Raw genomic sequence first — 12,060 nt, 5'->3', positions numbered from 1 at the left:
TCAAGATTGACTTGATAATAATGGTTTAAGCAAGGAATACGATATGAAAGGTTTTAATTTTTTACGCAGTGCCATATTAGCAAGCTTAGCGTCGGTAATAGCACTAAGTGCTGCTCACGCCAATGATGCCTTAAAAATGGATTTAACAGCCAATCAAGTCACTAAAAACGCCGAAGGTAAGATCTCTTATCTACCAGTTCGTAATGCTCCAGCGGGTACAGTCATTCAGTATAAGGCAACATACAGCAATATTATTAACAAAGATATCCAAGATCTGGCGGTCGTATTGCCTATCCCTGCCAATATGGCTTTCACTGGTGAAGCTAACCCTACCAGTGCTCAAGCCAGTATCGATGGCAAGAACTATGCCGATATGCCACTGATGCGTAAAGTCGATGGCAAAATGGTCAAAATTCCGTTTTCTGAGTACCGTACCCTGCGCTGGAATATCAAGTTATTACCAGCACAAAAGTCTGCCGCCGTGGCACTTAACACGATTGTCAACTAGACCTCTCCTTCAACTCACAAAATCTTGCTTTTCTAATTTTAGGATATCTCTATGAAATCAAAAAACTTTAACCATTCTCTATTGGCCGTTGGCGTCGCTGCGGTAATGGGTTTATCTACTGGTGCTATCGCAGGTGAACAATCTACTGCAGGCTCTGCTTCTATTACTAACGTTGCCTCAGCAACCTACTCTGTTGGAGGTCAAGAGCAGAAGAAAGTTGATTCAAACCCAGTAGTAATTAGTATTACTGAAACAGTTAAATTCTCATTAGTGGCTACTAATATTGATGGCGATAATGACGTTAATACTAATAAAGGCATAGCTGTTATTCCTAACGGTACTATTACCTATAATCATACTTTGACCAATGGTGGTAACTTTACTGATAGTTATGATATGGACTTAGGTAGTGTAGATGCTACACAGCTTGCCAATATAACAGTTACTTACCAAACGCGTAATACTGCTGGCGACTTAGTCACAGTAACTAATCAGTCAGGTGCTGATTTTGCCAATGCCATTATTATCCTTAAAGCTGGTGATGTATCTTCAATTGTGATCAGTGAAAAAACTTCAGGTAATAAGGGTGGTTCTACTACAGATTTAACCCTGTCTGCTACTAGTGACTACTTATCTAAAGACAAAGTTACCGGTAACGAGAAAATCACTAACAACGATGATTCAATTACTAGACTACCAGTATTCAGTATCGTAAAGAGAGTAACTAACTCTTTAGATCTTAACAATATTAACGATACAGCAGAATATACTATTACTGTAAAAAATGACGGTAGCGCAACTTATGCAGCTGATGCTAAAAATATCAAAATCGTAGATATTTTACCCGCTGGATTGAAACTAGCAACAGCAAACGGTAGTACCTTACAACCAATTACTGTCACTAACTCCACAAGTGGTGATTCTGTTGGTACTACAACTACAACTAGTACTTCAAGCTCAGTTCCTAATGGTTTTACAATTGACGGTGCTAATTTGAAAGTTGGCAGCACCATCACTATCGTTTTCAAAGTCCAAAGGATTGATGCAACGACAGTATTAGCCGCCTCTACAGTCAACCATGTCCGAGTTGAAGACCTCTTAGATGATACTGCAAATACGACTAACACTAGTAAAGTGATAGATAGTACTAATGCTAGCCCTGCTGGCACTCAAGACGATCCTGCTCAGACTACTGGCACATACTATCCTAGTGGTAGTGATTCAGAGACTTTAAATGGTGCTGTGCCAACTACTGTTGGTAGTGACTATGCACAATCTTTAATAACCACTAAGCGTGGATTAAAGATTGAGGGATCAGCTACCAAAGAAATTCCAGTAACCACAAATGGAACAACTCGAGCCAACTACGAGTCAGTTATTACTAACTCTGGCGATCAGGTTGAAGGCGATGTATCAGGTGAGCTAACGTTCACTATCACTGGAGATACTACTGATACAGACGTAAACATTGGTAAACGTGCAAATACTCAAGTCAGAGATGTAACCGTAACGATAGGTACTGTCACAAGAGACATTTCTCCTACCACAGTAGGCGGCAATACATATGATATTTTCAGCGCTTTCCCTTCTGGTATACCTGCTAATGGAACAGCCACGATAAAATATAACGTTGTCTCTTCAAATGCCATTATCAATACTACTAACAATACGCCAAATGAAACTACTATCGTAACGTTAGTACCACTTGCACCAGGTAATGATAATAGTGTGCCAACAGAAGGTGCTCGAGTAGTAACTGACAATACTTATGTAAGAGGACTACTGTTGAGTAAAAAACAAGTCATAGACACAAACTGTAACGGCACAGTAGATAGTGGTGAAACATTAGTAAATACCAAAATATCAGCAATTCCTGGGCAATGTGTCATCTATCAAATCGTAGCGGAAAATAATTCATCTTCTTCAGCAACACCGACAGGCTTAGGCTTTAGTATTACAGATCTAATTATTTCAGATGAACTAGCTAAGTTCACAGGTAATGCTATTTATAAAGATGATGCTATAACCACTACTACTGGTGGCACTATAACAACAACAGCTACAACCTCAGGTGGCTTTGTTACAACTACTGTTAATCCGCTAACCCCTAAAGGTACAGCAACTTTACAGTTTTCAATTCGTATCAAACCTAATGCTGCGACAGTAACACCTAATTAATTTTATAAGAAATTCCAAATTCTACAAGCATCAAACGATGCTTGTAGGACCCCTCTAGCTTGACCTAATTCTTTTATATTAGCCAAGCTAGAGAATCTCTACCCTTACCCTCACTGATATTTTATTGGATAAGCGACATATGACTCTATCTACCATGACACCGTCTAATCGTACTGCATTGTGTTCAGCGAAGATCTCTGCGCTGTCATTGGCAATGTTGCTTATGCAATCAAATATCGCGATTGCAGCTGATGCAGCAAACCCTAAGCTGCAAATTATCAACAATATTGCAAATGCTAGCTATAACGTCAATAACCAGACTGACGTCACAATATCTAGCACCTCAAACCAAGTACAAGTCAAAGCCTCAGACCTTCCTGAATACGGTATTGAACTCACTCAACAGCCGTTACTCACCGTTATGCCTAACGCCTTGGTTAACTGGGTAAACGTCCTAAGCAATACCAGCTATAGCAACCAGACTGTGGAGCTAACATTAGCTGTATCTCCAACGCTCTCAAACTTAAAAGTCTATCAAGATCTAAATAAAAACGGCGTCGTTGATAGTGGTGATACTGAAGTTATTTTCGATAATTTAAGCGCACAAATCAAACTTGGACACAGTGAAAGTATCCAGTTTATCGTGCAAGCTTTATCAGATGCTAACGGCAAAAGTGGCGATACTGCAGATATTAAAATTGGCGCTGTCGTTCTAGAAGACCCATCCGTATCGAGTGTCAACGCAACTGATAGACTGATCATCGTTGAGCCTGAAATCAAATTTACAACGCCTAAATTTGACGAAAACAAAACCACCTCGCAAATCGATGAAAACGTCTATATCGATGCCAGCTATGCGCAGTGTAACGTTCAACTAGATAAGCCAGATCAAGTATGGGTCACGATTACCTCTTTGTTGACGGGTGACAAATACGCATTGAAAGCGATTGAGACGGGCAATAGTACTGGTAAATATCAGCTATCAGCACCAACACAAAACAATGCCAACGCTATCAATGACAAATTTATTCAGACTCTAGCAAATGATACGTTGACTGCAAGTCTAGATGCCTGTATCGCGCCTTCTGTCGGCACTGGCGCTGAGCAGCTACCAAGCGAAGGTGACTTCACCGTACGTATCGATGACTTAGATACACAAATCAATATCGTCGATGATAGCCCAAGCTTAGTCGTCACCAAAGAAAGCGACGTTAAAAGCGCTGAATTTGGTGATTATGTTAGCTACACCATTAATATCACCAATAGTGGCAACTCTACCGCTTACGATGTGCAACTAAAAGACGCCCTACCACGTGGTTTTGCTTATGTAGATGGTAGTGTACGTGTCAACCAAACTACTGATATCAATATCGACCAAGCGCAAACCACTGAGTTTAAAGCTGATGGTAAATATCAGGTGCTAAATTTAGGTAATATGGCAAATGGCGAAAGTAAAAAAATCACGTATCGTGTCTTAATCGGTGCCTCATCATTAGGCGGTGATGGCATCAACCGCGCGACTGCCGTTGCTAGCAATGAACAAGGTAAAAGCTTAGTTTCAAGAGAAGCACAGTGGAAGATTGAAGTAGAGCGCGGCGTCATGAATACTGATGGCATCATCATCGGTAAGGTCTACCACGATATCAACCGTGACGGCATTCAACAAAAAGAAGATGGCGAACTTGGCGTTGCAGGCGTGCGTATCTACATGGAAAACGGTAACTTTGTCGTGACTGATCCTGAAGGTAAGTATAACTTCTATGGTGTCAGTGCCAAAACTCACGTCTTAAAAGTTGACCGCACCACCATCCCTCACTCAACCGAGATGGTCACCCAAAGTAATCGCAATGCTGGTGATGCTGGCAGCCGTTTCGTTGACTTAAAATATGGCGAATTACATCGTGCCGATTTCGGTATCGTGGTCGGTATGGGCGATAGCACTGAGCGTTTGAATACAGAGCTTGTCGCTCGTAGCAAATCAGTGAGCGCTAAGAATGATAGCCTTGAGCAAGCAGTAAAAACCGAGCTAACCCTAGACCCTGACTACAATCGTGACTACGATGATAATGTAGACGCCAGTGGCTGCAACATCAATGGCGACTTAGATCTGGGCAGCAACTGTGACTCTGCTATCGTCAATGAGATGATCAATCCAGCCGCCAATCGTGTTGATATGACCGTAACTACGGTAGCACCGCCAGTAGAAAAAGAGTTGGAAGAATATCTCAAAGAAGTGGCTAACAATGACGTGGCTTTTATCAATTTAAACGAAGGTCAACAGCTCAGCACTTATAAACAAATGGTACAGGTGCAAGCGCCACTGGGTTCAATATTTACACTATATGCCAATGGAAAAGCAGTATCAGAACAACAAATCGGCAAAACAGCTGAGCAAGAAAAACAGAATGTGACTGCCTTTGATTACTATGCCGTCGACTTAAAACGCGGCAACAATACCCTTCGCGGTGTCGCTACTGACGTGAATGGCAAAATTATCTCTGAGCAAACCATTAAAGTATCAACGCCAGACAATTTACAAGCCATTGACTATCGCACTCAAGCGCAGCTAGTACCGGCAGATGGCGTTAGCGATTATCAAGTCGTTATTAGCCTAAAAGACCGTGATGGCCGTCCTTATATCGCCTCAACACCTATCACTATCGATACCAATATCGGCCGTATCAATCTTAATGACAGCAGTAAAGATCAAGCTGGTACGCAAGTTATTGTCTCAGGTGGTGAGCTACTCATACCCGTGACTGCACCAAGTGTACCGGGTAAAGGTGAGTTGGTCATCGACACTGGTAGCAGTAAACAGATTATCCCGTTACAATTTACCGCGCAATTACGTCCTCTCATTGCCGTCGGCATCGTCGAAGGCGCGATCTCACTTAAAGACTTTGATGGCAGCAGCATTACTGACGCCCAAGGCGCTTTTGAGCAAGAGCTCAATGATTTCGCTGGTAACGATGACTATACCGCTTCTGGTCGCGCCGCGATGTTCCTTAAAGGCAAAGTACGTGGCGATTATTTGCTCACTTTGGCTTATGACAGCGACAAAAAAGGCGAGCGTCTGTTCCGTGATATCGAGCCTGGTGAATACTATCCTGTCTATGGTGATTCATCAGCCAAGGGCTTTGATGCGCAATCTACCAGCAAACTCTATGTGCGCTTGGACAAGGGTCGCTCATTTGCTATGTATGGCGACTTAAAAACTCAAATCGATAACGATGAAGGTATTAAATTAGGTCAATATAACCGTACGTTGACTGGCCTAAAAGCCCAGTATGAAGATAGCAATACTCGCATTACTGCCTTTGTCGCGGAGACGAGTACTAGCCAGCGCGTCAATGAGACTCGTGGTCTTGGTATCTCAGGCCCTTATCCATTGGCTGAAAACTTTGATGCCGTATTAGAAAACTCAGAAACTGTCGAAGTGATCACTCGTGACGCTAACAATCCAGGCTTGATCATTAGCCGTGAGACCCTTACCCGCTTTGCCGATTATGAAATTGACCCTATCAGCCGTAGCTTATTTTTAAAAGCCCCTATCGCTAGCCAAGACATCGATGGCAACCCTATTTATCTACGAGTCACTGTAGAAGTCGATGAAGGCGGCGAAAAATACTTGGTCGGTGGCATTGCTGCCAAGCAGCAGTTGACTGATAAAGTCGCCATCGGTGGTAGCTATGTCAACAGTGATGACCCTCTTAACAAAGAAGAGCTGGCTAGCGTCAACAGCGTTATCAAGTTTAACGATAAGCTAAAACTGGTCGCTGAATACGCGATGAATAAAGCTGAGAATCCAAATTTTCAGCCAAGCAATCAAATCAATGCGACAGAATTAGACGGTCAGGACGCAGAAGGTAATGCCTTGCGTATCGAGCTTGACTTTGATAACAAGAAAAACACTCGTGCCAAAGCTTATTATAACGATACTGACGAAGGTTTCGTGACTGGTGCCTCGCCGCAGACTGCTGGGCGCGCTGAATCGGGCGTCGAAGTCACTCATTTAATTAATGACAAAAAGACCGCGCTAAAACTAGAAGGCGTGCGCACTAAAGATCATACCACTGATGCTAGCCGCCAAGGTGTCTTAGCCAGTATTGAACAGCGTTTGAGCACCAACATCGTTGGCGAGATTGGCTTACGTTATTATAAGCAAGATGCAACGGCAGCTTCACGCAATATCCAAGCGGTAACAGACGTCGTAGATGTGACTGACAACACTCTCTTTAATGACGATATTATCAATCAATCGGCGCTAAATAATGTCAGTGATTCTGAAAAAGATATTGAAGGTACTACCGCCCGCGCTCGTATCACGGCACGGTTGCCCAAGCTCAATGACTCTTTAGTATTTGCAGAATACGAGCAAGATATTGATAACAGTAATCGTAATGCCACCTCCATCGGAGGCGAGACGCCGCTAGGTGGTTTAGGCCGCCTATACGCCCGTCATGACTTGATCAACAGTCTATCTGGTAGCTATGGTCTTGATGATACTGAAGAACGTCAGCGTACCGTATTTGGTTTTGATGTCGCTTATATGAAAGATGGCAAAGTCTATAGCGAATATCGCATGAGTGACGCCATTAGTGCTCGCGAAGCGGAAGCGGCCATTGGTCTAAAAAACAAGTGGTATGTTCAAGAAGGTCTGACTTTAAACACCTTATTTGAGCGTGTTGAATCATTAGAGGGCGATACCGAGAACACCGCAACGGCAGCTGGCATTGGTGTAGAGTATCTTGCGAAAGAAGATTATAAAGCCTCGGCGCGTTTTGAGAAGCGTTGGGGTGAGACCAGTGACACATTGCTAGGTAGCGCTGGTATTGCTTATCGCTATACCGACGATGTGACTCTGTTGGCCAAAGACATCTACTCGCGCGTCGATTATGACGATGGCAATCGCACGATTAATCGCTTCCAGCTAGGAGCTGCCTATCGTGATTATGATAGCAATCAGTTAGACATGTTAGCCAAGCTTGAGTATCGCTTAGATGATAACAGTACTGGCGATGACGCCTATCAAAAAGATGCCGTTATCTGGTCATTGAGTGGTAACTATCATCCAACGCGTCCGTTGACGTTGTCAGGTCGTTACGCGGGTAAATATACTCAGTTTGATGCTGATAATATCAGTAGCGACAATACAGCCCATGCGCTTTATGCTCGTGGTCTATATGACATCAGTGAGCGCTGGGATGTGGGCTTGCAAGCAGGCACTTATTGGAACAAACAAGCAGATGATATGTCTTATATGCTGGGTGCGGAAGTAGGCTATAGCCCGATGACCAATCTTTGGTTGTCACTAGGTTATAACTTCATGGGCTTTGAGGATGAAGACATCGCTTATGACGATAGCACTATGGAAGGCGCTTACTTTAGATTACGTTTCAAGTTTGACGAAGACCTATTCAAACGTGATGATCCACGTAAGAACCAACGTTTGACGACTCACTCTACATTGTAATTTATCCCCATTGTCGTGTTATCATCTGACGACAATGCGGGCGTCATCGCGCTGTTCATCATATTATATGACAGATATATTTTAATAAGCGATGAGATCAGCGCCGAAAACCGCAAGTACCAATACCAATATTGATACTGATCCGCTTAATATGAGGTTTTGCATCATGCCTAATCCTGCCAACAAAGCAGCCCATTATAAACAGCCTATAAAGGCTTTATTATCAACCGTTTTCTTCCTGACAATGACCTCGGTTGCATCGGCGAGTCATCATACGCCTGAAGTGGCAGTAACCCATGACGCTACTCACTGTGCCAATGATGTTCAAACTCAGTCTCACCACCCAAAATACCAAAGTACGCGCCAACGTGCTATGAATTGTATGTTGAAAGAGTTACAAGCATATCAACAAAAAAATATGAGCGCACGTCAACAATACTTTGCCTATAAAGCTCAGGCTTGGCTTAACTACGCCATCCATCAAGACAGCATGAATAGTCGTTCACCTGCTGGGCAGCAAGCCGCACAGGCGTCAGAGACGATTTTGACTACCTTAAGAAATGGCAAGGAACAAGATCTCAACCTTATTCAAGACATACCCTCAAACTCTGCTCTCATGCGCCCCGATCTATGGGCAACCTTAAGCGCGCTAAAAGATAGCGGTGGTATCGAGTCAGCACCACGAGAGATAGCTTTCAGCGAGGTCGCTTTAATTTGGGCCGCTACGAACCAATGCGAGCGCGGCTGGCGGGAATCAGGCATCCATTTTCGCATGGCAGATCGTTGGCTTGAACAAGCCCGCGAAGCTTACGTCAATACCCATGATTCACAGACCAACGTCGCTTTGGAAGAGCTGATCGTCAGCTATTATAAGCAATATGAGACATTAGATGCGAGTGCTGATATTTGCCGTGGGCAAGTATTAACCCCTATCCGTTAAGTCTATTACTACCACTGCTCATCAAGGCAGTAAATACAAAAAAGCCGACATTATATGTCGGCTTTTTTGTATTTACTTAGCAGATATTAAAGCATGTTAACCATGCCCTAATGTCTATGCATCATCTAAATAGCGAAAAAACTAGCGATTCTTACGCGGTAGCTTTTCTGGTAGATAGCAACGCAAATAAGCGATAAACGCAGTGTTTGCTTCTTGGATATATTCATTGGTAATGCTTTGATGACGGCGATAAGACAATGTGAATATCGCATTGATAATGCTATAAGCAATCAATAGCGTGTCTTGAATATCATGGAAACTCGGCATCTCGTAGCGCTCTGATAAACGCTTATAAACCAAATCGACAATTTGATGATCAATATCTTCACCAAAACTATCACCTTCAAAATCAGGCGTGTTCGTGTCATAAATGAGCTTGGCTTTGGTTTCGTCGTTATGGAATATCGTCACACAATTATCAATAAGTGCCGTCAAATAGCCCTGCCATCTGTCATAATTACCAATATCGACTGTTTCTACTATTTCTAATATTTCGATAGCATTCAAAAAACGCAATGCTAAAAATATCGCTTCGATATTAGGAAAGAAGTGATAAGCAGAAGCTCTTGGAATGCCTGCTTCTTCACATACAGCTGCCAAAGTAATGTCATTGATAGGTTGGGTTTCACTTAACTTCTTGGCACCAGCCAAAAGTTTTTGACGGCGCGCACGGCCTTGTTGGCTGGTAAACTTAAACTTATTCGGGACCAGTTTTTTTGCCAGTTCCGAATCTACCAACACATCTTCAATCTTTTCGTCTTTATTTTCGCTCATCATAAGTCTCTTAATGTTACACCCTATTTTATAAATATAATCTTCGATAGATAGTATTCGCCCTAAATTGAAGAATTACATCCTATTAGCTAATAATGTAGCACTGATATTAGCGCTACTATGTCTAATGGAGAGGCATCATAAACGCTTGTACACTATCAAGCAAGGGAGATAAATGGGTTAAAAAATAATGTATAGGTCAACCATTTAATAGCGTTAACCACGTAATGTAAAAAATTTAATCATTGAGTTTAATTTTCGCTCTTATAATACCATGATCGATGACTCTATCTGCATAGTCCCACTTTAAATGGTCATTGAAATAGTCTACTCTTTCAACCTGACCCAGTGAAAACTTGCTATCAGGAAGAAACTCTTCTGAAACAAATAATTGATCAATCACTTCTGGCATACCTTGATATATATGGGTATATGCCACATCTTTCATCCAACCATAGCGTGCTTGGATACGCGCAGCATCGAATAATGCAACATCGCGCATGCCTTTATCGTAATTAACTTCACCAGTCTCAGCCATCAATTGGGTGGTGACGCTACCAGTGACATCGTTCATATCACCTAACAAAATCAATGGCTCACGAGTATGACGTAAGCGCTCTATAATAGACATCCGAATAGAAGCTGCTTCTGCGGCACGCATACATAAGCTACGGAGCTTGGCACGAACTCGAATATTTGGATCGTCCATGTCTTCTAACAAATTGCCACTTTCATCACGCAAGAAAAATGCCCGTTTACTTTTTAGATGCGCCGTAATAATCGTTATCGGTTGCCCAAAGGCATCGACCCGTACTACCAATGGTGGACGATTAAAGCGCTGGTAAAGACCAATATCAGGAATATCAATCACCGCTTTTGGTGCAATGTCTTCAAGCAAGCGGCTTTCTAATTGCTCAAAACGGCTAATAATACCAACAGCAGGAGTGTTTTGTGCCCCTTTGCCATGGGTATAAGGGCTTGAACGGTCGTTACTTGCCAACGGAACAACAACATGCTCGGGGTTAAATCCCAACGACACCGCCAACGCTTCAAGCGCATTACTATCCCAGACTTCTTGCACCGCAATAATATCAGCATGAGCTTTTGCTAATAAATCGGTGATGCCGCTTAGCTTGTGCTCGTATTCATAGTTACTGTAAGCTGGCGCATTGTCATAATAAATTCGGTTAGGGTTGGCAAAATTGAGCAAGTTAGCAGTGGCGATATAAAACTGTCTGGCGCTTCTAGCTTCCGCATTATTGTTCATAGATTACCTATTATTTTTATTCTAGAATATTGCTTCCAAAGATGATTGGCTGTTTAATATATTCATACTTAGTAATATACAGCAAAAAAGCCTCCAAAGAAATCTTTGAAGACTTTAAAATAACATAAATTGAAAGTATTTAGTCTATCAGCAGACCCAAGTCTACAATCAGACTAAGCCCAGTGATAAGGTAGTAAGCTTATATACTGTCTACTTACTTAAATCAAATGTGCTGTTAGTTTCGCTTATTACGATACACGATTCCATGCGTCATACGATGCTTTGCGTGCCTCTTCCCACTCCATGCGTGATTCACCTTTTACTTCATGCCATGAGCGCTCTAATTCAGCTTCATGGTCTTCAAAACGTGCATCCGCAGGATAACGAGCACGGTTGGCGTACCCTACTGCATAAGCTGGATGTAGATCACGGTCGAAGTCATAACCTTCTTTGTAATAATCAACATTTGCATATTCTGCACGCCAGTAAGCTTCTTCACGTGTTGGATCAATCGCTTCTGCTGCTGCATGTCCTGCACCGCCACCAACGATAGCACCAATCGCACCGCCAATGAGTGTACCAAGTGGTCCTGCCATTGTACCGATTGCTGCACCCGCTGCTGCGCCGCCAAGACCACCAATAGCTGTGCCTACTGGATGCGAACCTGGCTCACCTGTGATGATATCAGCATTCAGATCCTGCTTAGCTTCTTTTGACATATGCTTTACTTCACTGCGATCAATACCGTCATAGTTACTCATAATTTTATCCTTAAATTAATTTGTTATATTTTAGATTTATTAAGTGCTAAAAATTAGCGGTCTTACTCGATTCATGTGTTACTTGAGTCGCCTAAAGTA

General features: G+C 42.6%; 7 protein-coding genes. 4 read left to right on the top strand and 3 right to left on the bottom strand.

What is annotated here, in order from left to right:
• Nucleotides 1-43: 43 nt before the first annotated feature.
• From JMX95_RS00620 to JMX95_RS00605, 4 genes are all read left to right on the top strand, one after another.
• Entirely contained in the window at nucleotides 44-508 is a 465-nt protein-coding gene (locus JMX95_RS00620; protein WP_060490843.1) for a hypothetical protein, read from the top strand.
• A gap of 51 nt (nucleotides 509-559) precedes the next feature.
• Nucleotides 560-2,686 (top strand): hypothetical protein, encoded by a 2,127-nt coding sequence (locus JMX95_RS00615; RefSeq protein WP_201559781.1) that lies wholly within the window; start codon nucleotides 560-562, stop codon nucleotides 2,684-2,686.
• Between the two features lie 139 nt (nucleotides 2,687-2,825).
• Nucleotides 2,826-8,159, top strand: a complete 5,334-nt coding sequence (locus tag JMX95_RS00610) for an SdrD B-like domain-containing protein (protein WP_201559780.1) — start codon at nucleotides 2,826-2,828, stop codon at nucleotides 8,157-8,159.
• Between the two features lie 166 nt (nucleotides 8,160-8,325).
• Nucleotides 8,326-9,099: a hypothetical protein gene (locus JMX95_RS00605; RefSeq protein ID WP_087815052.1), complete on the top strand. Its 774-nt coding sequence runs from the start codon at nucleotides 8,326-8,328 to the stop codon at nucleotides 9,097-9,099.
• A gap of 141 nt (nucleotides 9,100-9,240) precedes the next feature.
• Here the strand turns inward: JMX95_RS00605 and JMX95_RS00600 are convergent, their stop codons facing one another.
• The 3 genes from JMX95_RS00600 to JMX95_RS00590 all read right to left on the bottom strand — a co-directional run bounded on the left by JMX95_RS00600 (nucleotide 9,241) and on the right by JMX95_RS00590 (nucleotide 11,961).
• Complete coding sequence (locus JMX95_RS00600; RefSeq protein ID WP_055124242.1) at nucleotides 9,241-9,933, bottom strand: TetR/AcrR family transcriptional regulator; 693 nt, start codon at nucleotides 9,931-9,933, stop codon at nucleotides 9,241-9,243.
• 238 nt (nucleotides 9,934-10,171) lie between these two features.
• A complete protein-coding gene (locus JMX95_RS00595) occupies nucleotides 10,172-11,200 on the bottom strand; it encodes an endonuclease/exonuclease/phosphatase family protein (protein WP_201559779.1) in 1,029 nt (342 codons plus the stop codon).
• A 248-nt stretch (nucleotides 11,201-11,448) separates the two neighbouring features.
• Entirely contained in the window at nucleotides 11,449-11,961 is a 513-nt protein-coding gene (locus JMX95_RS00590) for a hypothetical protein (RefSeq protein WP_045446919.1), read from the bottom strand.
• Between the last annotated feature and the right edge of the window lie 99 nt (nucleotides 11,962-12,060).

It is taken from the genome of Psychrobacter sp. NC44, from assembly GCF_904846655.1.
GTDB lineage: Bacteria > Pseudomonadota > Gammaproteobacteria > Pseudomonadales > Moraxellaceae > Psychrobacter.
This window is presented reverse-complemented; position numbering and strand designations above follow the sequence as displayed.

Coding starts and splice junctions, on each gene's coding strand:
- JMX95_RS00615 (WP_201559781.1), top strand. CDS start 560: ATGAAATCAAAAAACTTTAACCATTCTCTATTGGCCGTTGGCGTCGCT.
- JMX95_RS00620 (WP_060490843.1), top strand. CDS start 44: ATGAAAGGTTTTAATTTTTTACGCAGTGCCATATTAGCAAGCTTAGCG.
- JMX95_RS00610 (WP_201559780.1), top strand. CDS start 2,826: ATGACTCTATCTACCATGACACCGTCTAATCGTACTGCATTGTGTTCA.
- JMX95_RS00595 (WP_201559779.1), bottom strand. CDS start 11,200: ATGAACAATAATGCGGAAGCTAGAAGCGCCAGACAGTTTTATATCGCC.
- JMX95_RS00600 (WP_055124242.1), bottom strand. CDS start 9,933: ATGAGCGAAAATAAAGACGAAAAGATTGAAGATGTGTTGGTAGATTCG.
- JMX95_RS00590 (WP_045446919.1), bottom strand. CDS start 11,961: ATGAGTAACTATGACGGTATTGATCGCAGTGAAGTAAAGCATATGTCA.
- JMX95_RS00605 (WP_087815052.1), top strand. CDS start 8,326: ATGCCTAATCCTGCCAACAAAGCAGCCCATTATAAACAGCCTATAAAG.